The organism is Serratia sp. JUb9, assembly GCF_014298095.1.
GTDB classification, from domain to species: domain Bacteria; phylum Pseudomonadota; class Gammaproteobacteria; order Enterobacterales; family Enterobacteriaceae; genus Serratia_B; species Serratia_B rhizosphaerae.
The window spans coordinates 3,422,114-3,445,876 of record NZ_CP060416.1 but is presented as its reverse complement, the minus strand read 5'-3'; the positions used below and the strand labels follow the sequence as shown (position 1 = coordinate 3,445,876).

Below are 23,763 nucleotides of genomic sequence, written 5' to 3'. Positions count from 1 at the left end.
CCCAGGAGAAAAGCAACATGACTCAGAAACGTAGTGTATTGGCCGTTGCCGTGCTGCTGGCCGCGGTCGGCAGCAGCCCGGCGTGGGCGGCGAAGGATGCGGTGATCGCCGTGGCGTCCAATTTCACCTCGCTCGACCCTTACGATGCTAACGACACGCTATCGCAGGCGGTGGCGAAGTCGTTCTATCAGGGGCTGTTTGGTTTTGATAAGGATATGAAGCTGGTCAACGTGTTGGCGGACGGCTATCAGGTCAGCGACGACGGCCTGAGCTATACCATCAAGCTGCATCCGGGGGTGAAGTTCCACGACGGCACTGACTTTAACGCTGAGGCGGTGAAGGCGAACCTGGACCGCGCCAGCAATCCGGACAGCCACCTCAAGCGCTATAACCTGTTTAAGATGATCGACAAGACCGAGGTGATCGATCCGCTGACGGTGAAAATCGTGCTGAAGACGCCGTTCTCGGCGTTTATCAACAACCTGGCGCACCCGGCGGCGGCGATGATCTCGCCGGCGGCGCTGAAGCAGTACGGCAAACAGATCGGTTTCCATCCGGTGGGCACCGGCCCTTACCAGTTTGAAACCTGGAACCAGACCGACTTCGTTAAAGTGAAGAAATTTGCCGGCTACTGGAAGGCGGGGCAGCCGAAGCTGGACAGCATCACCTGGCGTCCGGTGGTGGATAACAACACCCGCGCGGCGATGCTGCAAACCGGCGAGGCCGACTTTGCGTTCCCGATCCCGTACGAGCAGGCCAAGGTGCTGGAGAAAAACGCCAAGCTCAATCTGGTGGTCGCGCCGTCGATCCAGCAGCGTTACATCAGCATGAATGTGACGCAAAAGCCGTTCGATAACCCGAAGGTGCGCCAGGCGCTGAACTATGCCATCAACAAAGAGGCGCTGATCAAGGTGGCCTTTGCCGGCTATGCCGCGCCGGCGCAGGGGCCGCTGCCGCCGACCATCGACTTCGCCGCCCGCTATCAGCCGTGGCCGTATGACCCGGCTAAGGCGCGCGAACTGCTGAAAGAGGCCGGTTACCCGAACGGTTTCAGCACCACGCTGTGGTCATCCCATAACCACAGCACCGCGCAGAAGGTGCTGCAGTTTACCCAGCAGCAGCTGGCGCAGGTGGGCGTGAAGGTGAAGGTCACCGCGATGGACGCCGGCCAGCGTGCGGCGCAGGTGGAGAGCGTCGGGGTGAAGGACACCGGCGTGCGGATGTTCTATACCGGCTGGTCGGCTTCCACCGGCGAGGCGGACTGGGCGCTGTCGCCGCTGTTTGCCAGCCAGGCGGCGCCGCCGAAACAGTTCAACACCGCGTTTTATAGCAATCCGCAGGTGGATAAGGACTTGAGCGATGCGCTGGCGACCACCGACCGCAGCAAAAAGCAGCAACTGTATAAGGACGCGCAGGATCGCATCTGGGCCGACGCGCCGTGGATTTTCCTGGCGACCGAGCGTCTGCTGTCGGCGAACAGCAAGCAGCTGAGCGGGTTCTACGTGATGCCGGACACCTCGTTCAGCTTTGACGACGCCGATCTGAAATAACGTGCGGCGCAGGGGCGCGGTTTGCCCCTGCGCCCCGGCTGTTGCTGGAATCTGTGATGCTGAATTATTTTATTAAACGACTGTTGGGGCTGATTCCGACGCTGCTGATCGTCGCGGTGCTGGTCTTTCTGTTCGTGCATCTGCTGCCGGGCGATCCGGCGCGGCTGGCGGCCGGCCCGGACGCCGACGAGGCGGTGGTGCAGCTGGTGCGTCAGGATCTGGGGCTGGACAAGCCGTTGCCGCAGCAGTTCGCGCACTTTTTTATCAACGCGCTGCAGGGCGACTTCGGCCATTCGATGGTGTCGAAACGGCCGGTGAGCGAAGAGATCGCCACGCGCTTTATGCCGACCTTCTGGCTGACCGTCGCCAGTATGGCGTGGGCGGTGATCTTCGGCATGGCGATCGGCGTGGCGTCCGCCGTCTGGCGCAACCGCTGGCCGGATCGTCTGGGCATGACGCTGGCGGTGTCCGGCATCTCGTTTCCGGCGTTCGCGCTCGGCATGCTGCTGATGCAGATCTTTTCCGTCGATCTGGGCTGGCTGCCGACGGTGGGCGCCGACAGCTGGCGGCACTATATTCTGCCGTCGATCACGCTGGGGGCGGCGGTGGCCGCGGTGATGGCGCGCTTTACCCGCGCGTCGTTCGTTGAGGTGATGCAGGAAGATTATATGCGCACCGCGCGCGCCAAAGGGGTGCGCGAAAGCCGGGTGGTGATTAAACACGGGCTGCGCAACGCGATGATCCCGGTGGTGACCATGATGGGGCTGCAGTTTGGTTTTCTGCTGGGCGGTTCGATCGTGGTGGAAAAGGTCTTCAACTGGCCCGGTTTGGGGCGGTTGCTGGTGGATTCGGTGGAGATGCGCGACTACCCGGTGATTCAGGCCGAGGTGCTGCTGTTCTCGCTGGAGTTTATTTTGATTAACCTGTTGGTGGATATGCTGTATGCGGCAATTAACCCGGCGATACGTTACCAGTGAGGATGCGCATGATTAACTGGCGACGCAATGCCGCGCTCAAGGCGATGCCGCAGCTTGATCCGCACGCGGTGCGCACTCCCTGGCACGAGTTTTGGCGGCGTTTCCGCCGTCAGCGCGTGGCGCTGCTTGCCGGGCTGTTTGTGCTGCTGCTGGTGGCGGCGGCGCTGTTTGCGCCCTGGCTGGCGCCCTATGACGCCGAAAACTATTTCGATTACGACCGGCTGAACGAAGGGCCGTCGCTGGTGCACTGGCTGGGGGTGGATTCGCTGGGTCGCGATATCTTCAGCCGGGTGCTGATCGGCGCCCGCATTTCGCTGGCCGCCGGCGTGTTTTCCGTGCTGGCCGGCGGCGCGATCGGCACGCTGTTGGGGCTGCTGGCCGGCTATTACGAGGGCTGGTGGGACCGCATTGTGATGCGCATCAGCGACGTGCTGTTCGCCTTTCCGGGTATTTTGCTGGCGATCGGCGTGGTGGCGGTGATGGGCAGCGGTATGACCAACGTGATCGTGGCGGTGGCGATTTTCAGCATTCCGGCGTTTGCCCGGCTGGTGCGCGGCAATACGCTGGTGCTGAAGCGGCTGACCTATATCGAGTCGGCGCGCAGTATCGGCGCCTCTGACCGCACCATTTTGCTGCGGCATATTCTGCCCGGCACCCTCTCGTCGATCGTGGTCTATTTCACCATGCGCATCGGCACCTCGATCATTAGCGCCGCCAGCCTGTCGTTTCTCGGGCTGGGCGCGCAGCCGCCGACGCCGGAGTGGGGGGCAATGCTGAATGAGGCGCGCGCCGATATGGTGATCGCGCCGCACGTGGCGATCTTCCCCAGTCTGGCGATTTTTCTGACCGTGCTGGCGTTTAACCTGTTGGGTGACGGCCTGCGCGACGCGCTGGATCCGAAGCTGAAAGGGTAAAGCGGCAGGAATAACGCCGCCCCGGACGGGGCGGCGGCCGGCGCATCAGCGGAACAGGTGTTCGGCGTGAAAGCGCAGGTGGTCTTCGATAAAGGTGGCAATGGTGAAGTAGCTGTGATCGTAGCCCGGCTGGATGCGCAACGTCAGCGGCCAGTCGCGCTGGCGCGCCAGTTCGGCCAGCTTGGCCGGCTGCAGCTGATCCGCCAGAAACTGATCGTCGTCTCCCTGATCGACCAGCACCGGCAGTTTTTCCGCACCGCTTGCCAGCAGGTGGCAGCTGTCGTATTGCAGCCACTGGCTTTCGTCATCGCCCAGATAGGCGCGGAAGGCGCGACGCCCCCACGGCACCTGACAAGGGTTGACGATTGGCGCAAATGCTGAGGCGGAGCGATAACGCTGCGGGTTGCGCAGCGCCATAATCAGCGCGCCGTGGCCGCCCATCGAGTGGCCGAAGATCGACTGGCGATCGCTGATGCTGAAGTGCTGGCGGATCAGCGCCGGCAGCTCCTCGCTGATGTAGTCATACATGCGGAAGTGACGATCCCACGGCGCCTGGGTGGCGTTGAGATAGAACCCGGCGCCTTGGCCGAGGTCGTAGCCTTCGTCGTCCGGCACGTCGTCGCCGCGCGGGCTGGTATCGGCCATCACCAGCACCAGCCCCAGCTCGGCGGCGATGCGCTGCGCGCCGGCTTTCAGGGTGAAGTTCTCGTCGTTGCAGGTCAGCCCCGACAGCCAGTACAGCACCGGCGGCGGGTTGTCATCACGCGGCGGCGGCAGGTAGATGCTGAAGGTCATCGGGCAGTTCAGGGTCTGCGCCGTATGACGGTAGCGTTGCTGCCAGCCGCCGAACATTCGGTGTTCTTCAAGCAGTTCGAGTGATGTCGTCATAATCAATTCGCCTCCTTGCTCAGCGCTTAGCGAAATGCACCACGGAACGGATCGATTTGCCTTCGTGCATCAGATCGAAGGCGTCGTTAATCTGCTCCAGCGGCATGGTGTGGGTGATAAAGTCGTTCAGCGCGAATTCGCCGTCCAGGTAGCGCTGCACGATACCCGGCAGCTGTGAACGGCCTTTGACGCCGCCGAATGCAGAGCCGCGCCAGACGCGCCCGGTCACCAGTTGGAAGGGACGGGTGGCAATCTCTTCGCCGGCGCCGGCCACGCCGATAATCACCGATTCGCCCCAGCCTTTGTGGCAGCACTCCAGTGCGGAACGCATCACGTTAACGTTGCCGATGCACTCAAAGGAGAAGTCCACGCCGCCGTCGGTCAGCTCGACGATCACTTCTTGAATCGGCTTGTCATAATCCTGCGGGTTGATCAGATCGGTGGCGCCCAGCTTGCGCGCCAGATCGAATTTGCTGGTGTTGATGTCGATGCCGATAATGCGGCCGGCGCCGGCCATCTGCGCGCCGATAATCGCCGACAGGCCGATGCCGCCGAGGCCGAAAATGGCAACCGTATCGCCCGGCTGAACGTTAGCGGTGTTGATGACCGCGCCCATGCCGGTGGTGACGCCGCAGCCCAGCAGGCACACTTCTTCCAGCGGCGCTTCTTTGCTGATTTTCGCCAGCGAGATTTCCGGCACTACGGTGTACTCGGAGAAGGTGGAGGTGCCCATATAGTGGAAGATCGGCTGGCCGTCTTTAAAGAAGCGGGTGGTGCCGTCCGGCATCAGGCCCTTGCCCTGAGTGGTGCGGATCGCCTGGCACAGGTTGGTCTTGCCGGATTTACAGAACTTACACTCGCCGCATTCCGGCGTGTAGAGCGGAATAACGTGATCGCCGACGGCGACGCTGGTGACGCCTTCGCCGACCGCCTCCACCACGCCGCCGCCCTCATGGCCGAGGATCGCCGGGAAGACGCCTTCCGGATCTTTGCCGGACAGCGTATAGGCGTCGGTATGACAGACGCCGCTGGCGACGATCCGCACCAGCACCTCGCCTTTTTGCGGCGGCATCAGATCGACTTCTTCGATCTTCAGCGGTTGGTTGGGGCCCCAGGCTACGGCCGCGCGGGTTTTGATCATCTCCATCATCGTCTCCTCAGTGATCTTGGGTAAAGGGTTAGGCAGGTTCATGTTGTGTTTGCGGCATTTCAGCCAGTTCAATAATCAGTTGTTTCAGCGCACGCACGTTGGGGCTGAAGGCGTCGCGCCGCCACAGCAGCCAGGTGGCGGTCTCGGCGATATCGTCGGGCAGCGTGTGCACCTTTACCCGCTCATGGCCGGGCAGCAGGGTGAGCACCGAATGCGGGATCATCGCCAACCCGGCGCCGCTGGCCACGCAGGCCAGCATCGCGTGGTAGGACTGGATCTCCATCACCTGACCGGGCTGCGCGCCATCGCGTTTGTACCAGGCTTCCAGCCGCAGTCGGTAGGAGCAGCTGGGACGGAAGGCGAACAGCGTCTCTCCGCGCGCGTCCTGCGCGCTGTGGATATCGGCATGGTCAAGGCTGGAAATCACCACCATATGTTCGGCGAAGGCGATGCAGCCGTTGAGTTCGTCATGCTGGAGCGGGCCGTCCACCAGCGCCGCCGCCAGGGTGCCGGCGCGCACGCGCTCGGTAATCTCCCCGGAGGTGTCGGTGACCAGCGACAGGGAAACCTGAGGATAGCGTTGGTGGTAAGCGGCCAGCAGAGTGGGCAGACGGGTGGCGGCGGTGCTTTCCATTGAGCCGAGGGCAAAGGTGCCCGCCGGTTCGCCGGCGTGGGTGATGCTCAGCGCTTCTTCGCTCAGCGCCAGAATACGGTTGGCGTAACACAGAAAGTTGTGCCCCATCGGCGACAGCCGCAGGCGCTGTTTCTCACGGATAAACAGATCGGTGCCCAGCTCCTGTTCAAGCTGGCGCAGGCGGGTGGTCAGGTTCGACGGCACCCGGTGCAGCAGTTCGGCCGCGCGGGCGACAGAGCCGGTTTCGGCGACGCTGCAAAACATACGAAGCTGGGTCAGATCCATACCGTTCTCTTTTCGTAAGCAACTTTGTGATGATTATTCAGTTTTTGTGAGTGTAATGCGACGGCATGATAGTGGCAACTTTCTTTTCACTATCGGGATAATGTTATGGCGCTCAAAATAGCCTTAAGCGGCTTTATCGCTTTAATTGTAGCAATGGGCATCGGCCGCTTCGCGTTTACGCCGCAGGTGCCGCTGATGATTGCCGAGCATCAGTTCACGCTGACCAGCGCCGGGCTGGTGGCGGCGCTGAACTATCTGGGTTACCTGTGCGGCGCCTATGACGCGATGCGCGCCAGCCGCCACGTTGAACGCCGCCTGTGGCTGGGCGTGTGGGGCGCGGTGGCGCTGACGCTGCTGTCGGCATGGGCGGAAGGCGCAGTGTGGCACGGCGCGCTGCGTTTTGTTATCGGTTGGGCCAGCGGCTGGGCGATGGTGCTGGTGGCGGCCTGGACCAACGAGCGTCTGGCGCACTACGGCCGCCCGGCGCTGAGTGCGGCGGTCTTCGCCGGTCCCGGCGCTGGAATTTTTATCAGCGGCATGCTGGCGGTGGCCATCCACAGCCTGGCGCTGAGCGCGGCGCAGGCCTGGCTGCTGTACGGCGTGGCGGCCCTGGTGTTGGTAGCCACTATCAGCTTCAGCCTGCCGCGCGCGGGGGAGATGCAGCGCGCTGAAGCGGCGGCGGAGCCGCTGCGGCTGACGCCGGCGCTGAAACGGCTGGTGTGGAGCTACAGCCTGGCGGGCTTCGGCTATATTCTGCCAGCGACCTTTTTGTCGCAGATGGCCGCCGAGCGTTTTCCCGGCAGCCTGTTCGCCCAGTTCGTCTGGCCGATTTTCGGCGGTGCGGCGGTGCTGGGGATTATCATCGGCATCCTGACCCGCCATCGCCTGACCACCCAGAGCCGGCTGGCGCTGACGCTGTGGGTGCAGGCGCTGGGCGTACTGTGCGCCGAAGCGCTGCCGGGCGTCAGCGGGCTGCTGTTGGGGGCGTTGTTAACCGGCGGCGGTTTCCTCAGCGTGGTGCAGCTGTCGATTCAGCACGGCCGCGAGCTGGCGCCGAACCATGCCCGCTATATGGCCGGGCTACTGACCACCGGCTACGCCGTCGGCCAACTGGCGGGGCCGATGCTGTCCGCGCTTTCCACCGCGCTGACCCAGAGCCTGGAGCCGGCGCTGTATGTGGCGACGCTGGGGCTGGTGGTGGCCGGGCTGCTGGTGATCAAAATCCCCGCACGCGCCGCGCGACGCCAGCTGGCGGGGGAGTGAGGGAGCGGCGGCAGGTATTTCTGCCGGGCAGATGCGGATTTTTCATCGCTGGTTGAAACACAATCACTGGATAAACGTCTCACTCTCCTCTACAGTGGGGGCAAAATCTTGATCGGGTTCACGCTCTATTCTTCCTCCTTTCAAGTTGCCGGCGCGTTGGCTGCGCTTCTTATTCCCTGCTGTTTAGTGCGCTAAGCGGCTGAGGAAAGTTTGTTTGCCAGCCGCCAGCATCCGGAGTCTGGCGGACAGAAGCCATGCGGAACCCTTGCAGTTATAAAGAGAGTAGCCCCGAACGTTGGGTGGCCGGCCGGCCACCTGCGCAAGGGCCACCTGCTGGAGACACACAAATGACGACACTCAGTAAAGAAGCGGCTCTGGTACACGCAGCGCTGGAGGCTCGCGGCCTGGAAACCCCGCTGCGCGGTGAAATGTTGGATCGCGAAACGCGTAAGCGGCGTATTCAGGAGCACATGACGGAAATCATGCAGCTGCTGAACCTCGATCTGACCGATGACAGCCTGGCGGAAACCCCGCATCGCATCGCCAAGATGTATGTCGATGAGATCTTTTCCGGTCTGGATTACGCCAATTTCCCGAAGATCACCGTCATTGAAAACAAAATGAAGGTAGATGAAATGGTGACGGTGCGTGATATCACCCTGACCAGCACCTGCGAACACCATTTTGTCACCATCGACGGTAAGGCCACCGTGGCCTATATCCCGAAAGACGGGGTGATCGGCCTGTCCAAGATCAACCGTATCGTCCAGTTCTTCGCCCAGCGTCCGCAGGTGCAGGAGCGTCTGACCCAGCAGATCCTGATCGCGCTGCAAACGCTGCTTGGCACCAACAACGTGGCGGTGTCCATTGACGCGGTGCACTACTGCGTGAAGGCGCGCGGCATCCGTGACGCCACCAGCGCCACCACCACCACGTCACTGGGCGGGCTGTTCAAGTCCAGCCAGAACACGCGTCAGGAGTTCCTGCGCGCGGTGCGTCACCACCAGTAACGCACGATAAACCGGCGCGCTCGTTCTGAGGGCGCCGGCCGTTTTTCCCCGCTTTTTCCCGCATTTTCAATTCCGCTGCCGATCTTTTATCTGCGTCACATTCCTGTCGCCGCATCGCCCATTTTTTGCTCATCCCGATCACAAATCCGCCAATGGCGGTTAGCTAAACGAATTTGTCATGTTGTATACAAGTTTAGGTAAATGTTTTCTATTTGTTTCAAAACATCGGGTGAATTTAATGAAAAATAGAAAAATCAAACTGTTGCTGTTCGCCTCTGCGGCCGTTGCCGTGGCGGTACTGGCGGTCGTCGGCAAAATAGAGAATGAAAACAAGACATTCCTGTCCGTAGCGACCGCCTCAACCGGGGGAACGTATTACCCGATGGGGGTCGGCCTGGCTAATGTCTGGAGCACCCGGCTGAAGCCGGATGGTATTCAGGTGACCGGGCAGTCTTCCGCCGGCTCGATCGAGAATATCGATCTGCTGCAGAAGGATGAGGCCCAACTGGCCATTTTGCAGAGCCTGCTGGCGGTTGAGGCCTATCAGGGCGTGGGGAACTTTGCCGGGCGCGCCTACGGCGACCTGCGCTCTATCTCCATGCTGTGGCCCAACGTCGAGCATTTTGTGATGCTGGAAAGTAAGGTCAAGGACGGCACGCTGAACGACATTGCCGGCAGCCGTTTCTCGGTAGGGCCGCAGGCCAGCGGCACGGAGCAGTCGACGCTGGTTATCCTGCGCGGCGTCAACATGAGCAAGAAAAACATTTCGCCGGAATACCTAGGCTATGGCGACACCGTCTCGGCGATGCGCGACGGGCGGCTTGACGGCGGCGCGCTGCCTGCCGGCGTGCCTGCCGCCGCAGTGACCGATATGTACGCCAGCGGCGTGCCCTCGCGCATTCTGGAAGTGACCGATGAGCAGATGGCCAGCATTAACGCCGTCGCCAACGCCTGGTTCCGCTTCGTGATTGCGGCGGATACCTACCCGCGGCAAACCAAAGCGGTGGCGACCATCGCGCAGCCTAATATTCTGGTCACCACGCGCGGCATTGATGACAAGATTGTCTATGACCTGACCAAGGCGATGTTTGAGAACCTGCCGGAAGTGCATCAGGTGCACAGCGCGGCCAAAAACATCTCGCTGGAAAATGCCCTGAAAGGGGTGTCGGTGCCTCTGCATCTGGGGGCGTACACCTATTTCCGTGAAGCCGGGGTTAATATCCCCGCCGAGCTTATTCCACCAGAAGCGCGCGCCGATCGCGCTACGGAGGCGCTATGAACACCACGCCCTTGACGCCGCAGCCGGATACCTCGCTGGATAAAGAGGCGGGCGCCGGCAGCCGCCCGCTGGCCGGACGCTATGCGCTGTTCGCCACCGTGCTGGCGATCGCGATTTCGCTGTACGCCGTTTATTCCAACGCGTTGGCCAATACCCAGGAGTTTTATCGCAATACCACTTTCCTGACCGGGATTCTGGTGCTGGGCTTTATTTTGTTCCCGTTCTCCAAAAAGCACGCGACGGCCAAATTTAACGCCTGGGACTATCTGTTTATCGTGCTGACGCTGATCGGCTACGGCTATTTCTATTTTAACTATCTCGACCTGCACGTGGTGCGCAAGAGCCTGCCCAATACCACCGACTACCTGATGGCGGCGCTGGGCATCGGCGTACTGTTTGAGGCCGCGCGCCGCACCACCGGCCTGTTTATTCCCAGCCTGGCGACGTTCGCCATTATCTATGCGCTGTTTGGCCAGTATTTTATGGGCATCTTCGGCCACAGCGGTTTTTCGGTCGAGCGATTGCTGTACCGGCTGTTTATGACCAGCGAAGGGATTTTCGGCATTACCCTGTCGACCGCCGCCACTGCGATCGCGGTGTTTATTCTGTTCGGCGCGTTTCTCAGCGTCAGCGGCGCGACGCAGCTGTTTAACGATCTGGCGCTGGCGGTGGCCGGGCGTCGTCGCGGCGGCCCGGCGCAGGTGGCGGTGATCTCCTCGGCGCTGACCGGATCGCTGAGCGGCAGCGCGGTCGCCAACGTCGCCACCACCGGCACCTTTACCATTCCGCTGATGAAAAGCATCGGACTCACGCCAAAATTCGCCGGCGCGGTCGAGGCGACGGCGTCGACCGGCGGCATGATCATGCCGCCGATTATGGGCGCGGCGGCGTTTATCATGGCCGGCTTCCTCGGCATCTCTTACACCACCATCGTGATTGCCGCCATCGTGCCGGCGCTGCTGTACTACGCGGCGCTGATTATCGCCATCGATCTGGAGGCCAAAAAGCAGGGGCTGAAGGGCATCAGTAAGGAAAATATCCCGCAGGTGAAAGCGGTGCTGAAGGCGCGCGGGCTGCTGCTGTTGCCGCTGTTTATCGTGATTGGCGCCTTACTGCTGGGTAAAACGCCGATTTACGCCGGCTTTCTGGGGATCGTCGCCATTATCGCCGCCAGCTGGCTGACGCCGGACAGCGCGGTGCGTATGACGCCGAGAAAAATCGCCGAGGCGCTGAATGAAGCGGCCAGAGGATCGATTCAGGTGACCATCGCCTGTGCGGCGATCGGGGTGATCATCTGCGTGGTGACCATGACCGGCATCGGCTCGACCCTGGCGTTTAATATTGTGTCGATGACCAACAACACGCTGTGGATGATTTTGCTGGTGGTGATGCTGGTGTGCATCGTGCTGAGTATGGGGCTGCCCTCCACCGCGCTGTATATCGTGGTGGCGGTAACGGTGTCGCCGATTCTGATCAAGGCCGGCGTGATGCCGCTGGCGGCGCATTTCTTCGTGTTCTGGTTTGGCGCGCTGTCCAATATCACGCCGCCGGTGGCGCTGGCCAGCTATACCGCCGCCAGCATTGCCCGCGCCGATCCGATGCAAACCTCCTGGGAGGCGGTGCGGCTGGCGCTGCCCGGTTTTATCATCCCGTTTATTCTGGTGTATAACCCGATGCTGCTGATGCAGGGGGACGCGGTGAATGTGCTGTCGGTGATCCATATGGTGGCCACCGCGCTGGTGGGCATCTATGCGCTCTCCATTGCCAGCGCCAACTTCTGGCTGATGAAGGCCCACTGGCTGGAGCGCGTGCTGTTTACCTGCGCCGCCATTCTGCTGATTAAGCCGGGGCTGATGACCGACCTTGGCGGGCTGGCGCTGATTATCTCTGCCGGCACCCTGCACCTGCTGCGTTTCAGACGGCGTTCGGTCGCGCCGGAGGAGTCGGCATGATTTACGGGGAGGAGCATGATCAATAAAGTCACCAGACGAAAAGCGTCTCACCAGGTACTGGCGCAGCTCAAGGCGGGCATCCATGACGGTACCTATCCGGTGGGAAACAAGCTGCCGTCGGAAAATGAACTGGCCGACGCCTTCGGCGTCAGCCGTGCGCCGGTGCGCGAGGCGCTGGGTATTCTGGAAGTCAGCGGCATTATCTCTTCCCGCCAGGGCGGCGGCCACCGGGTTGAGCAGCATTCGCTGCTCAGCAAGTACGAACCGCTGGTGATGGAGGTCGCTGACCGCAGCGAGGTGGAGTCGCTGCTGGAGATGCGCGAGGTGATCGAACAGCAGGCGGCGGCCATGGCCGCGCAGCGACGCAATGCGCAGGACCTGCAGAATATCGAGCAGGCTTTCCTGGACTTCCGCCATACCACGCTGCACGAAGGGCAGATCGGCCATCAGCAGGATTATCTGTTTCACCGCGCCATTATGCAGGCTTCACACAATCCGTTTTTTGTCCAAATCCTCGACAACATGCATGAGCTGTATCTCGGTGTGCTGGTGTATTCGCTCAGTCACAACCTGGGACGGGCCGACGAGCGTCAGCGGGTGATCGATGAACATGAACGGGTGTGGCTGGCGATTGAGGCCGGCGATGCGGCGGCGGCGGCCGGCAATATGCAACATCACCTGAGTAACGTGCGCGGCAAGCTGCGCAGGCTGGAACAAGAGGGAAAGGCATAACCATGTATGACGTAATCATTATCGGCAGCGGGCTGGTGGGGCTGGGCGTCGCCCATGCGTTGCAGGAACACAATCCGCACCTGAAATTGCTGATTGTGGATAAAGAGTCCGGCCCGGCGGCCCACCAGAGCGGCCATAACAGCAATGTGGTGCACTCCGGCATCTACTATAAGCCCGGCAGCCTGAAGGCGCGCCTGGCCAGGCAGGGCAACCAGAGCATGTTTGCCTTCTGCCGTCAGCATGAGCTGTATCATGACCGCTGCGGCAAGGTGATTGTCGCTACACAGCTGAAGGAGCTGGAGTTGCTGGAGAATATCTACCGGCGTGGTCTGGAGAACGGCCTGGCGGTGCACCGCCTGTCGGCCGCCGAGCTGCGCGAGCGAGAACCTCATGTCAACGGGCTGGAGGCGCTGCTGGTGCCCGACGCCGGCATCGTCAACTACGCGCAGGTGGCCGCCAAACTGGCGGACATCATCCGGCAGCGCGGCGGTGAGATTCACTTTGACCGGCAGGTGGTGGGGATCGCAGAGCGCAGCGACGGCGTCGAGGTGCAGACGCCGGGGCAGAGCTATCAGGGAAAATGGCTGGTCAACTGCGCGGGGCTGTTCAGCGACCGCATTGCCAAACTGGCGGGCTATGACACCGGCATGAAAATTGTGCCGTTTCGCGGTGAATACTTTGTGCTGAACAGTGAAAAAAATTATCTGGTCAATCACTTGATTTATCCGGTGCCGAACCCGGACTTTCCCTTCCTCGGCGTACATTTCACCCGTATGCACAACGGCAAACGGGACGTGGGGCCGAACGCGGTGCTGGCATTCAAGCGCGAGGGTTACCGCAAATGTGACGTCAGCCTGCGCGATCTGGGCGAAGTGCTGAGCTATCGCGGCTTTTGGAAGATTGCCGGCCAGTATATGGGGGAAGGGCTGGCGGAGGTGCGGCGCTCGCTGTCGCGCCGCCGGTTTACGGAAAATGCCCGCCAGCTGATTCCGGCGCTGCAAGAGCAAGATATTCAACCCGGCCCCGCCGGCGTCCGGGCGCAGGCGCTGACCGCTGACGGCAAGCTGGTGGACGACTTCCACTTCGTGACCGGCCGCCGTTCGCTGCACGTGTGCAATGCGCCTTCCCCGGCGGCGACCGCTTCGCTGGAGATTGGCCGCGAAATCGTACGTCAGCATCTTGCTCACCTGTAATTGTCCGCCGCGCCAGCGAAAGGATGGCATATACGCTATTTTTAATGCTTAATATAACGCCCCCATCCCGCCGGGTGCGGGGCGAATTTGCCGGTATGGCCCTGCGCCTGCGGGCGTATTTTTATCGGATTGAATAACAGCGGTATCCCATGAACCCTCCTGCATCGGCGCCGCTGCCGCGTATTGCCACTCTGGACTGCGCGCGCGGCATCGCCATTCTCGGTATTTTGCTGATGAACATCAGCGCCTTTGGGCTGCCGAAAGCGGCGTATCTTAACCCGGCCTATCAGGGCCAGCCTGCACTGTCTGACGCCTGGGCCTGGGCGCTGCTGGATCTGTTTACCCAGGCCAAATTTTTGGCGATGTTTGCGCTGCTGTTCGGCGCCGGGCTGCAGCTGCTGTTGCACCGCGGCAAAGGCTGGATCCGCGCGCGGCTGACCTGGCTGGTGCTGTTCGGGCTGGGGCACGGCATCTTTTTATGGGACGGCGATATTCTGCTGGCGTACGGCCTGATCGGGCTGGTGTGCTGGCGGATGATCCGCGAAGCGAAAGACACCTTTACCCTGCTGAAAACCGGCGCGGTGCTGTATGGCATCGGCGTTACGCTGCTGCTGCTGTTAAGTTTTGCCACCGATGGTACGCCGGGTAGTTTCTGGCAGCCAAGCCCGGCCGAGCTGCAGTATGAACAGCTGTGGAAACTGCAGGGCGGGTTTGAGGCCTGGCGCAACCGGGTGGATCTGCTCTCATCCAGCCTGCTGGCGATCGGCGCGCAGTACGGCTGGGAACTGGCGGGGCTGATGCTGTTCGGCGCCGGTCTGATGCGCAGCGGCTGGCTGCGCGGCCACTTTGCGCCGGCGTACTATCGGCGGCAGGCGGCCTGGCTGATTCCGCTGTCGCTGCTGATCCAGCTGCCGGCGGTGGCGTTGCAGTGGCACCTGCAGTGGGATTACCGCTGGAGCGGTTTTCTGCTGCAGGTGCCGCGCGAGCTGGGCGCGCCGCTGCAGGCGATGGGCTATCTGGCGCTGTGCTACGGCTTCTGGGGACATCTGGCAAGATGGCCGGTCGGACGTTGGCTGACGCAGGTCGGCCGTATGGCGCTCAGCAATTATCTGCTGCAAACGCTGATTTGCACCACGCTGTTCTACCGTTTTGGCCTCTACCAGCAGCTTGACCGTTGGCAGCTGGTGGCGATTGTGCCGCTGGTGTGGCTGGCGAACCTGTGTTTTTCACAGCTGTGGCTGCGCTATTTTGAACAGGGGCCGGCAGAGTGGCTGTGGCGCCGGCTGACCGCGCTCGGCGCCGGCGAGGGAGAGCGCCATCTGCGGCGATAAGGAAGACAAAAACGGCCGGCATTATGCCGGCCGTTGGCTTATTTGGCCTGCGCTTTTTGCTTTTCCGCCGCCAGTTTCTGCTCCAGTTCCACCAGCTGTTCCGGCGATACCGCCGGATAACCCTGGGCGTCTTCCGGCACTTTATGCATGGCGGAGATCGGGATCAGCGGCCCGAGAAAGCGCGGCTCGCGCTTGAGGATATACAGGTCGTTCAGCGCACTGAGGCGGGCGAAGATTTCACGCACGCGCACCGTCAGCATATTCTTGGGCGAAGGAACGGCGAAGCACTGCGCCTGGATGCCCATATGCAGGGCGATAAACAGCGCCCGCTCGCAGTGGAAGCGCTGGGTGATAATGGTAAAGTCGTTGGCGTCGAACACTTTACGCGTCCGCACGATCGAATCCAGCGTACGGAAACCGGCGTAGTCGAGCACGATATCGCTGGGTGCTACGCCGGCGGCGATCAGATCGCGCCGCATGGTCATCGGCTCGTTATAGCTCTGCAGCGCATTGTCGCCGCTCAGCAGCAGATACTTCACCTTACCGCTGTTGTAGGCGTTGATTGCCCCCTGCATGCGGTAACGGTAATACTGATTAATCACCCCGGTGCGGTAATATTTGGCGGTGCCGAGCACCACGCCGACCTGGCGATCCGGCAGCTGTTGCACCTCTTCGTAGATATAGGGCGCGGTTTTCCAACTGATCCAGCGATCGAGCGCGATAGCCGCTAACATCAGCGCCACGGCGATGACGAACAGGCTAATTATCAGGCGTTTCCACATGTTTTGGCCTTACGCGCATAAATCTGAAAAAAAGGTGGATCAAGGCTACTTTACCTGACAATTTGACGCAAGCGCTCCACCTGCCGATGCGGGGAGTGCATGGCACTTTTTGTTGGCGGCGGACTCAGGGAGAGGAAAAACCGGCCAGACGAATGCTGGCCGGCGGGGTGTTGATTAGAACGAGGTACGCTTGTAGCTGCGGTACTGCGGACGCCAGAAGTTGTGCTCAATCGCTTTGGACAGCGCTTCTTCAGACGTTACCACCGCCACGCCCTGCAGCTGTGCGGCCTTGCCCACTTCCATGGCGATGCATTTCGATACGCCCTGAATATCGTCGATATCCGGCAGCAGTGCGCCGTAGCCGTCGGTCGCCAGCGGCGAACAGTCGGCCAGCGCGCGGCTGGCGGCCATCAGCATCGAGTCGGTGACGCGCGACGCGCCGGAAGCCAGCACGCCGAGACCGATCCCCGGGAAGATATAGGAGTTGTTGCACTGGGCGATCGGATATTGGCGATCGCGGTAGCTGACCGGCGCGAACGGGCTGCCGGTGGCTACCAGCGCGGCGCCGTCGGTCCAGTTGATGATATCTTCCGGGCGCGCCTCAACGCGGGAGGTCGGGTTGGACAGCGGCATGACGATTGGCCGCGGGCAGTGCTGATGCATTTCGCGGATCAGTTCTTCGGTGAACAGCCCCGGCTGGCCGGAAACGCCGATCAGAATGCTTGGTTTGGCGTTGCGCACCACGTCCATCAGTGAAATGGCATCGTTGCTGACGTTCCAGTGCGCCAGCGTTTCGCTCTTTTGCACCAGTTTGCTCTGGAAGTCGAGCAGGTTCGGCAGTTTGTCGGTCAGCAGGCCGAAACGGTCAACCATGAACACGCGCGCCCGCGCTTCGTCTTCACTCAGGCCTTCCGACTTCATCTGGGCGATAATCTGCTCGGCGATGCCGCAGCCGGCGGAACCCGCGCCGAGGAAGGTGACGGTCTGGTCGCGCAGCCGGCAGCCGGCGGCGCGGCTGGCGGCGATCAGGCTGCCGAGCGTGACCGCGGCGGTGCCCTGAATATCGTCGTTGAAGCAGCAGATTTCGTCGCGGTAGCGGTTCAGCAGCGGGGTGGCGTTATTCTGCGCGAAGTCCTCGAACTGCAGCAGTACGTTCGGCCAGCGGCGTTTGACCGCCTGAATAAATGCTTCGACGAACTCATGGTACTCCTCGCCGGAGATACGCGGGTGGCGCCAGCCCATATACAGCGGGTCGTTCAGGCGCTGCGGGTTGTTGGTGCCGACGTCCAGCACCACCGGCAGGGTATAGGCCGGGCTGATGCCGCCGCAGGCGGTGTACAGCGACAGTTTACCGATCGGAATGCCCATGCCGCCGATGCCCTGATCGCCGAGGCCGAGAATACGCTCGCCGTCGGTGACGACAATCACCTTCACGTTCTGCTTGGTGGCGTTTTGCAGCATGTCGTCGATGCGGTCGCGGTTCGGGTACGAGATAAACAGCCCGCGCGCGCGGCGATAGATATCGGAGAAGTGTTCGCAGGCCTCGCCGACCGTCGGTGTGTAGATGATTGGCATCATCTCGCTCAGGTGCGAGTCCAGCAGGCGATAGAACAGCGTTTCGTTGGTGTCCTGGATGTTGCGCAGGTAGATATGTTTGTCGTTGTCGTTTTTGAAATCTTGATACTGGCGGTAGGCGCGCTCGACCTGTTCTTCGATGGTTTCTACCGCTTCGGGCAGCAGGCCGTGCAGGTTGAAGTGGCTGCGTTCATCTTCGGTGAAGGCGCTGCCTTTGTTAAGTAACGGAAATTCCAACAGAATCGGGCCGGCATAGGGGATGTACAGCGGGCGTTTGCTTTCGTATTCAAGTTCCATCAGTTCACTCTTAGACGTATCAGATTGTTTTTATCACCGCAGATCCTAAAAGATACGGGAAATATGTACAGTAATTGTTACCGGATCATGAGGGAAGTTGTGCTAATTATCGACGATCAAAGACTTATTTAACTAAAAAAAGTGTTTTCAGACGTAAATGGCATTGTATTCAGCGGGAAGGACTGTTAATTGCGGGGCCGGACAGCCCCGCGATGACAGAATTAGAAGGTGAGATGTTGCAGCGTCTGGCAGCCGAGCGCGGCCAGCAGGGCGCGGGTGGCGTCTTGCTGACTGAAAACGGCGTTCTGCGCTTCCGCCAGCACCGCGCGGCGGATTTGCCGGCAGTCGCCGCCGGACATGTTCAGCAGAACCAGCGCGGCCTGCAGCGGTGGCAGGCTGGGGTTGAAGGCGGCGTTTTCCGCGTAGCGGCCGGCGTAAATGTTGCCGTCCGCCGTTTCCAGCGCTACGCCGCTGTGGGCCTGGCTATAGGGCGCGTGGCTGCGGTTGGCGGCGTCGAGCGCGGCGATCTCCAGCGCGTCGCTCAGTGCCAGCCGGTGACCGTGATCTTCCGGGTCCATCAGCAGGGTGTGAATATCCAGATCGCGCGGGCCGAATGAATCCGGCAGATAGTGGCTGAGCGTGGCGGCCGGACGGCCCGGCAGCTGGATGCGTAGATCGCCGCCGCTGTTCAGCTCATTCATAAACTGGCGGCAGTGGCCGCACGGGGTGTAGTTGACGGTGATGGCGGCCAGCGCCGTTTCGCCGCGCAGCCAGGCGTGGGTGACGACGCACTGCTCGGCATGCACCGTCTGCTGCATCGGCGCGCCGCCGAACTCCATATTGGCGCCGAAATAGAGGTTGCCGCTGACGCCGCGGGCGATGGCGCCGACGTTAAACTGAGAAATCGGGGTTAACGAGCAGGCCGCGGCCAGCGGCAGCAGGGCAAACGCCAGGGCATCATCGTCCAGCCCGCTGTGCTGCTTGATTGCTTCAACCTGATCGGCGCTGAACATGGCCGGAAAGTCAGGTGCGTCCAGATAAGGCTGCAGGGCGGATTGCAATGTGTCGGGCAGGGTGCTGAAAGCGGTGTGAAAACGTGGATGCATAGAACGTCTCTCCAGTGTTAACGGGAGGACATTCTAGGCAGCCTTTATCGAATAAAATGTGATTTACATCTACTTATTGATGAAATTGATGTAATGAGTGATGAATTTGCGCGATATATCGCAAGTTTTTGCCTCAGGCAAACAGGTGCAACAGCACCGGGAATAAAAACGGCGCCAGCAGTGAAGTGATGATGCCGCAGATCACCAGCGCCAGTGAGCCGAAAGCGCCTTCCTGATAATCCAGCTCCACGCAGCGGGCGGTGCCCAGCGCGTGCGAGGCGCTGCCCATTGCCAGACCGCGGGCGGATTTGGTGGTGATCTTCAGCACGTTGAACAGCGTATGGCCGAGCACGGCACCGAGGATACCGACAAAAATCACGCACACCGCGCTGATGGCCGGAATGCCGCCGAGCGACTCCGCTACCGCCATGGCGATTGGCGTAGTGACCGATTTAGGCAGAATCGACGCGGCGATTTCCGGTGTGGCGCCCATCCACAGGGCAATGGCGCCGCCGCTTATCATGGCGGTGATGCTGCCGATAAAGCACACGGCGATAATCGATTTCCAGCGGGCGCGGATTTGATGCAGCTGTTCATACAGCGGGAACGCCAGCGCGACCACCGCAGGCTGCAGCAAATCGTTGAGGATTTTGCTGCCCTGAAAATAATCTTTATAGGGGATGCCGGTTATCAGCAGCAGCGGAATGATCGCCGCCATCGAGACCAGCAGCGGATTGAGCAGCGGCATCTTCAGTTTCTGCGCCAGTTTACGCGCGGCGAAAAACACCACCAGGGTTAACGGCAACGACCACCAGAGGTTATGCAGCATTACTTATCCCCCTCGGCATTATCCTGTTTGCCGACCAGAGGCCGTTCACGATGGAAATAGTGGGAGGAGTAGCCCACTGTCACCAGTACGATCAGGGTACTGGCAGCGCAGGCAACCACCAGCGGCGCCAGATGGTCGAAGATCTCCCGGTAATATTGCATCACGCCGACGCCGATGGGCACAAACAGCAGCACCATATAGCGGATCAGCAGGTTGCAGCCGGGGCGCACCCAGGCGGCCGGCAGCAGCTGCGAGGCCAGCAGGGCGAACAGCAGCAGCATGCCGAGGATACTGCCGGGAATGGCGATCGGCAGCAGGGCGGAAACCGCATTGCCGACCAGCAGACACAGATAAATCAAAGCGAATGCTCTAAGGTATTGCCAACATGATGTGAGCATCTTGTTCATAAGCCTTCCTGTTTAACGGATGCATTCATCATACAATTAAACTGTGATCTACGCCACATAACCAACCATGAATAATCGTTATCTCAACCATGCCCATCCGGGCTATTGACGTTATGGGTTAATTGTAGATGACTCCTGTTCGACCAACGGCTGCGCCGACTGACGCTGCGCCAGCCGGTGGCCCAGGCAAAAGAACAACAGGCTGAACAGCGCTGCGGCGATCAGCATGGCAAACATCAGCGGCGGTGCGGCGTAGCTGAGCAGAAAACCGCACAGCACCGGGTTGATCGCGCCGCCGAGGTTACTGAGGTTCTGCATGCCGTAGTAGCTGCCTTTCAGGTGCGCCGGCGCAATAAAGTCGATAAACATGTATTCCACCGGGATGACGATAATTTCGCCCAGGGTGAAGACCGCCATCGCCAGCGCCCACAGCCACAACGAGTTCCCGGCCAGGGCGAAGCCCAGCAGGCCGATCGCGAAGAATAGCGTGCCGAATGCCAGCCAGCGCAGCATATTGTCCTGACGCATACCGCGGCTCATCAGATACTGCAGCGCGATCACCATGCAGGCGTTAACCAGCATCACCAGCCCGATAACCCGGTACGCGAACTCTGCACTGGTGGCGATAATCAGATACTGCGACAGATAGCCGGTAAACTGACCGAATACCACCGCGCCCAGCGTACTGCCGAGGGTAAAGTAGAGCAGCCGGTGGTCGCGGCGCAGGATGCCAAACGTCTGGCGAAAGTTGGCAGGCAGGGGCGCGGTGGTGCCTGCCGTTTTCGGTGGTTGTTGCGGCTGCCGCAGGCGGAAATGCAGCACGATAACCACCAGCAGCGTCAGGCCGCCGGACAGGTAAAACGGCAGCAGAACCCCGAAGCCGGCTACCCAGACGCCAAGCGAGGAGCCGACCGCCCAGCCGACGTTGATCAGGGTGTAGTTGATGGAGAAGACGCGCGTACGCTGCGCAACCGGCAGCCATTCGGCAAAACAGGCCTTGATGGTAATATTCAGCACCGAATAGGTGGTATGCAATACCGCCAGAATCGCCACCATGCCGCCGGGCCGTGCGATCGACGGCATCAGAAAGAAGCTCAGCCCGTACAGCAGGATGGCGGCGATCATCAGCGTATTTTTGCTAAACTTGTCCACCAGATAGCCGCCGTACAGGCTGGTGATGATGCCGATGCTCAGGCTGCAGCCGAGGATGATGCCAACGCCGGTGGGCAACAGACGGAAGTGTTCGCTCAGGTAAATGGCGATAAACGGCAGCGTGATGCCGCGGCCGATGGTCAGCACCAGCGAGGTGGCCAACAGCGTATTGATCAGCGGGGGGAATCCCTTCATAACAGCACCTGTGGATGCATACGGTCGTCAAATTGGAGTTGATAACATAGCCCATTGGCGGCGGCTGGCGGTACGGAAAGTGCGAAACGGTGGCAATCTCCGGCGTGGAGGGGAATGGCAGGATAAAACATCCCTTTCAGGGGGATTTTTTTGGTGAAAATATGGCTATTTATCGGCCATAAAAAAGGGCCGAGCTGGCTCGACCCTTGGTGTGTGATAACGGCGTTACTTCACCTGCATGCCCGGCTGCGCGCCGCTGTCCGGGCTCAGCAGGAAGATTTCCTTCCCGCCCGGGCCGGCGGCCATCACCATGCCTTCGGAAATACCAAAGCGCATTTTGCGCGGCGCCAGGTTGGCGACCATGATGGTCAGACGCCCTTCCAACTGCTTCGGATCCGGGTAAGCGGAGCGGATGCCGGAGAAGATCTGACGGTTTTCACCGCCCAGATCCAGCTGCAGCTTCAGCAGTTTGTCCGAGCCTTCAACGAAATCGGCGCTTTTGATCAGCGCGATGCGCATATCAACCTTGGCGAAGTCGTCAAAAGTGATGGTGTCCTGGATAGGATCGTCCGCCAGCGGACCGGTGACTGCCGGCGCCTGGCTGGCGGCCATATCTTCTTTGGAGGCGTTGACCATGTTGTTAACCTTGTCGAGCTCGATACGATTGAACAGCGCCTTAAAGGCGTTGACCTGATGATCCAGCAGCGGCTGCTGCACGCTGTCCCAGCTTAGTTCGCAGTTCAGGAATTCTTCGGCGCGCTGCGCCAGCGACGGCAGCACCGGCTTCAGGTAGGTCATCAACACGCGGAACAGGTTGATGCCCATCGAGCAGATGGCCTGCAGGTCGGCGTCGCGGCCTTCCTCCTTCGCCACTACCCAAGGCGCCTGCTCGTCGACGTAGCGGTTGGCCAGATCCGCCAGCGCCATGATTTCACGCACGGCACGGCTGAACTCGCGGCTGGCATAGGCGTCGGCGATGCTGGCTGCTGCGTCGGTAAAGGTCTGATACAGCGCCGGATCCGCCAGTTGGTCCGCCAGTCGGCCGTCGAAACGCTTCTTGATAAAGCCGGCGTTGCGTGACGCCAGGTTGACCACCTTGTTGACGATATCGGCGTTGACGCGCTGCACGAAATCTTCCAGGTTGAGGTCGATGTCGTCGATGCGTGAAGACAGCTTGGCGGCGTAGTAATAGCGTAGGCAGTCGGCGTCCAGATGCTTCAGGTAGGTGCCGGCCTTGATAAAGGTGCCGCGCGATTTGGACATCTTGGCGCCGTTAACCGTCACGTAGCCGTGAACGAACAGGTTGGTTGGCTTGCGGAAGTTGCTGCCTTCCAGCATCGCCGGCCAGAACAGGCTGTGGAAATAGACGATGTCTTTGCCGATAAAGTGATACAGCTCGGTGGTGGAATCCTTGCGCCAGAACTCGTCGAAGTCCAGATCGCCGCGCTTGTCGCACAGGTTCTTAAAGGAGCCCATATAGCCGATTGGCGCGTCCAGCCAGACGTAGAAGTATTTGCCCGGTGCGTCGGGAATTTCGAAGCCGAAATAGGGCGCGTCGCGGGAGATGTCCCACTGGTGCAGGCCGGATTCGAACCACTCCTGCATTTTGTTCGCCACCTGCTCTTGCAGCGCGCCGGAGCGCGTCCACGCCTGCAGCATTTCGCTGAAGGACGGCAGGTCGAAGAAGAAGTGTTCGGAGTCGCGCATCACCGGGGTGGCGCCGGAAACCGCAGACTTCGGCTCGATCAGCTCGGTCGGGCTGTAGGTGGCGCCGCACACTTCGCAGTTGTCGCCGTACTGATCCGGTGATTTACACTTCGGACAGGTGCCTTTGACAAAGCGGTCCGGCAGGAACATGCCTTTCTCCGGATCGTACAGCTGAGAAATCGTCCGGTTCTTGATAAAGCCGTTCTCTTTCAGGCGGCGGTAGATCAGGCTGGACAGCTCGCGGTTCTCATCGCTGTGCGTCGAGTGGTAGTTGTCGTAGCTGATGTTGAAGCCGGCGAAATCCTGCTGATGCTCCTGGCTCATTTCGGCAATCATATCTTCCGGCGAAACGCCCAGCTGCTGGGCTTTCAGCATGATTGGCGTGCCGTGCGCGTCGTCCGCACAGATGAAATGAACTTCGTTGCCGCGCATTCGTTGGTAACGAACCCAGATATCTGCCTGGATGTGCTCGAGCATGTGGCCGAGATGGATGGAACCATTTGCGTACGGTAGCGCGCACGTCACCAATAATTTTTTCGCGACTTGAGCCATAGT

20 protein-coding genes are annotated in these 23,763 nt (G+C 60.7%); 10 read left to right on the top strand and 10 right to left on the bottom strand.

Features of this window, described 5'->3' with window-relative positions:
* Nucleotides 1–17: 17 nt before the first annotated feature.
* From gsiB to gsiD, 3 genes are read left to right on the top strand one after another with little or no spacing between them, the layout of a single operon-like run.
* Entirely contained in the window at nt 18–1,550 is a 1,533-nt protein-coding gene (gene gsiB, locus HF675_RS16195) for a glutathione ABC transporter substrate-binding protein GsiB (protein ID WP_105230390.1), read from the top strand.
* 56 nt (nt 1,551–1,606) lie between these two features.
* Complete coding sequence (gsiC, locus tag HF675_RS16190) at nt 1,607–2,527, top strand: glutathione ABC transporter permease GsiC (protein WP_105230391.1); 921 nt, start codon at nt 1,607–1,609, stop codon at nt 2,525–2,527.
* A gap of 2 nt (nt 2,528–2,529) precedes the next feature.
* A complete protein-coding gene (gsiD, locus tag HF675_RS16185; protein ID WP_105230392.1) occupies nt 2,530–3,441 on the top strand; it encodes a glutathione ABC transporter permease GsiD in 912 nt (303 codons plus the stop codon).
* Between the two features lie 45 nt (nt 3,442–3,486).
* Here the strand turns inward: gsiD and fghA are convergent, their stop codons facing one another.
* From fghA to HF675_RS16170, 3 genes are read right to left on the bottom strand one after another with little or no spacing between them, the layout of a single operon-like run.
* Nucleotides 3,487–4,329: an S-formylglutathione hydrolase gene (gene fghA, locus HF675_RS16180; RefSeq protein WP_105233247.1), complete on the bottom strand. Its 843-nt coding sequence runs from the start codon at nt 4,327–4,329 to the stop codon at nt 3,487–3,489.
* Between the two features lie 19 nt (nt 4,330–4,348).
* Nucleotides 4,349–5,476 carry an S-(hydroxymethyl)glutathione dehydrogenase/class III alcohol dehydrogenase gene (locus HF675_RS16175; RefSeq protein ID WP_105230393.1) on the bottom strand — a complete coding sequence of 376 codons (1,128 nt, stop codon included), beginning with the start codon at nt 5,474–5,476 and terminating at the stop codon, nt 4,349–4,351.
* A 31-nt stretch (nt 5,477–5,507) separates the two neighbouring features.
* Nucleotides 5,508–6,398, bottom strand: a complete 891-nt coding sequence (locus HF675_RS16170; RefSeq protein WP_105230394.1) for a LysR family transcriptional regulator — start codon at nt 6,396–6,398, stop codon at nt 5,508–5,510.
* Between the two features lie 105 nt (nt 6,399–6,503).
* On the opposite strand from HF675_RS16170, the gene HF675_RS16165 reads away from it, so the two are divergent.
* The 7 genes from HF675_RS16165 to yeiB all read left to right on the top strand — a co-directional run bounded on the left by HF675_RS16165 (nt 6,504) and on the right by yeiB (nt 15,158).
* Nucleotides 6,504–7,661, top strand: coding sequence for a YbfB/YjiJ family MFS transporter (locus HF675_RS16165; RefSeq protein WP_187043417.1), 1,158 nt, complete (start codon nt 6,504–6,506; stop codon nt 7,659–7,661).
* Between the two features lie 347 nt (nt 7,662–8,008).
* Nucleotides 8,009–8,671: a GTP cyclohydrolase I FolE gene (gene folE, locus HF675_RS16160; RefSeq protein WP_105230396.1), complete on the top strand. Its 663-nt coding sequence runs from the start codon at nt 8,009–8,011 to the stop codon at nt 8,669–8,671.
* A 238-nt stretch (nt 8,672–8,909) separates the two neighbouring features.
* Nucleotides 8,910–9,950, top strand: a complete 1,041-nt coding sequence (locus HF675_RS16155) for a TAXI family TRAP transporter solute-binding subunit (RefSeq protein ID WP_105230397.1) — start codon at nt 8,910–8,912, stop codon at nt 9,948–9,950.
* The gene (locus HF675_RS16150) at nt 9,947–11,902 is read left to right on the top strand and encodes a TRAP transporter permease (RefSeq protein WP_187043416.1); all 1,956 of its coding nucleotides are present in this window, start codon (nt 9,947–9,949) and stop codon (nt 11,900–11,902) included. The genes HF675_RS16155 and HF675_RS16150 overlap by 4 nt, the downstream gene beginning before the upstream one ends.
* A 15-nt stretch (nt 11,903–11,917) precedes the next feature.
* Nucleotides 11,918–12,634, top strand: a complete 717-nt coding sequence (locus HF675_RS16145) for a FadR/GntR family transcriptional regulator (protein ID WP_187043415.1) — start codon at nt 11,918–11,920, stop codon at nt 12,632–12,634.
* A gap of 2 nt (nt 12,635–12,636) precedes the next feature.
* Nucleotides 12,637–13,827, top strand: coding sequence for an L-2-hydroxyglutarate oxidase (gene lhgO, locus HF675_RS16140; protein ID WP_105230400.1), 1,191 nt, complete (start codon nt 12,637–12,639; stop codon nt 13,825–13,827).
* 149 nt (nt 13,828–13,976) lie between these two features.
* Nucleotides 13,977–15,158 (top strand): DUF418 domain-containing protein YeiB, encoded by a 1,182-nt coding sequence (yeiB, locus tag HF675_RS16135; protein ID WP_111737453.1) that lies wholly within the window; start codon nt 13,977–13,979, stop codon nt 15,156–15,158.
* Nucleotides 15,159–15,196: 38 nt separating this feature from the next.
* Here yeiB and sanA read toward each other — a convergent pair whose 3' ends face one another.
* The 7 genes from sanA to metG form a co-directional block, all read right to left on the bottom strand.
* A complete protein-coding gene (sanA, locus tag HF675_RS16130) occupies nt 15,197–15,940 on the bottom strand; it encodes an outer membrane permeability protein SanA (RefSeq protein WP_105230402.1) in 744 nt (247 codons plus the stop codon).
* A gap of 174 nt (nt 15,941–16,114) precedes the next feature.
* Nucleotides 16,115–17,812: an NAD-dependent malic enzyme gene (locus HF675_RS16125; protein ID WP_105230403.1), complete on the bottom strand. Its 1,698-nt coding sequence runs from the start codon at nt 17,810–17,812 to the stop codon at nt 16,115–16,117.
* 221 nt (nt 17,813–18,033) lie between these two features.
* Nucleotides 18,034–18,918: a cytidine deaminase gene (gene cdd, locus HF675_RS16120; protein ID WP_105230404.1), complete on the bottom strand. Its 885-nt coding sequence runs from the start codon at nt 18,916–18,918 to the stop codon at nt 18,034–18,036.
* A gap of 133 nt (nt 18,919–19,051) precedes the next feature.
* On the bottom strand, nt 19,052–19,747 hold the full coding sequence (locus tag HF675_RS16115; protein ID WP_105230405.1) for a CidB/LrgB family autolysis modulator: 696 nt from the start codon (nt 19,745–19,747) through the stop codon (nt 19,052–19,054).
* Nucleotides 19,747–20,154 (bottom strand): CidA/LrgA family protein, encoded by a 408-nt coding sequence (locus HF675_RS16110; RefSeq protein ID WP_111737451.1) that lies wholly within the window; start codon nt 20,152–20,154, stop codon nt 19,747–19,749. The genes HF675_RS16115 and HF675_RS16110 overlap by 1 nt, the downstream gene beginning before the upstream one ends.
* Before the next feature lie 111 nt (nt 20,155–20,265).
* On the bottom strand, nt 20,266–21,501 hold the full coding sequence (locus tag HF675_RS16105) for an MFS transporter (RefSeq protein WP_187043414.1): 1,236 nt from the start codon (nt 21,499–21,501) through the stop codon (nt 20,266–20,268).
* Between the two features lie 225 nt (nt 21,502–21,726).
* Nucleotides 21,727–23,760 (bottom strand): methionine--tRNA ligase, encoded by a 2,034-nt coding sequence (gene metG / locus HF675_RS16100; protein WP_111737449.1) that lies wholly within the window; start codon nt 23,758–23,760, stop codon nt 21,727–21,729.
* Nucleotides 23,761–23,763: the final 3 nt, after the last annotated feature.

Coding starts and splice junctions, on each gene's coding strand:
- gsiB (WP_105230390.1), top strand. CDS start 18: ATGACTCAGAAACGTAGTGTATTGGCCGTTGCCGTGCTGCTGGCCGCG.
- HF675_RS16150 (WP_187043416.1), top strand. CDS start 9,947: ATGAACACCACGCCCTTGACGCCGCAGCCGGATACCTCGCTGGATAAA.
- yeiB (WP_111737453.1), top strand. CDS start 13,977: ATGAACCCTCCTGCATCGGCGCCGCTGCCGCGTATTGCCACTCTGGAC.
- HF675_RS16110 (WP_111737451.1), bottom strand. CDS start 20,154: ATGAACAAGATGCTCACATCATGTTGGCAATACCTTAGAGCATTCGCT.
- HF675_RS16165 (WP_187043417.1), top strand. CDS start 6,504: ATGGCGCTCAAAATAGCCTTAAGCGGCTTTATCGCTTTAATTGTAGCA.
- metG (WP_111737449.1), bottom strand. CDS start 23,760: ATGGCTCAAGTCGCGAAAAAATTATTGGTGACGTGCGCGCTACCGTAC.
- HF675_RS16105 (WP_187043414.1), bottom strand. CDS start 21,501: ATGAAGGGATTCCCCCCGCTGATCAATACGCTGTTGGCCACCTCGCTG.
- fghA (WP_105233247.1), bottom strand. CDS start 4,329: ATGACGACATCACTCGAACTGCTTGAAGAACACCGAATGTTCGGCGGC.
- gsiD (WP_105230392.1), top strand. CDS start 2,530: ATGCGCATGATTAACTGGCGACGCAATGCCGCGCTCAAGGCGATGCCG.
- HF675_RS16155 (WP_105230397.1), top strand. CDS start 8,910: ATGAAAAATAGAAAAATCAAACTGTTGCTGTTCGCCTCTGCGGCCGTT.
- HF675_RS16175 (WP_105230393.1), bottom strand. CDS start 5,476: ATGGAGATGATCAAAACCCGCGCGGCCGTAGCCTGGGGCCCCAACCAA.
- HF675_RS16170 (WP_105230394.1), bottom strand. CDS start 6,398: ATGGATCTGACCCAGCTTCGTATGTTTTGCAGCGTCGCCGAAACCGGC.
- folE (WP_105230396.1), top strand. CDS start 8,009: ATGACGACACTCAGTAAAGAAGCGGCTCTGGTACACGCAGCGCTGGAG.
- cdd (WP_105230404.1), bottom strand. CDS start 18,918: ATGCATCCACGTTTTCACACCGCTTTCAGCACCCTGCCCGACACATTG.
- gsiC (WP_105230391.1), top strand. CDS start 1,607: ATGCTGAATTATTTTATTAAACGACTGTTGGGGCTGATTCCGACGCTG.
- HF675_RS16145 (WP_187043415.1), top strand. CDS start 11,918: ATGATCAATAAAGTCACCAGACGAAAAGCGTCTCACCAGGTACTGGCG.
- lhgO (WP_105230400.1), top strand. CDS start 12,637: ATGTATGACGTAATCATTATCGGCAGCGGGCTGGTGGGGCTGGGCGTC.
- sanA (WP_105230402.1), bottom strand. CDS start 15,940: ATGTGGAAACGCCTGATAATTAGCCTGTTCGTCATCGCCGTGGCGCTG.
- HF675_RS16115 (WP_105230405.1), bottom strand. CDS start 19,747: ATGCTGCATAACCTCTGGTGGTCGTTGCCGTTAACCCTGGTGGTGTTT.
- HF675_RS16125 (WP_105230403.1), bottom strand. CDS start 17,812: ATGGAACTTGAATACGAAAGCAAACGCCCGCTGTACATCCCCTATGCC.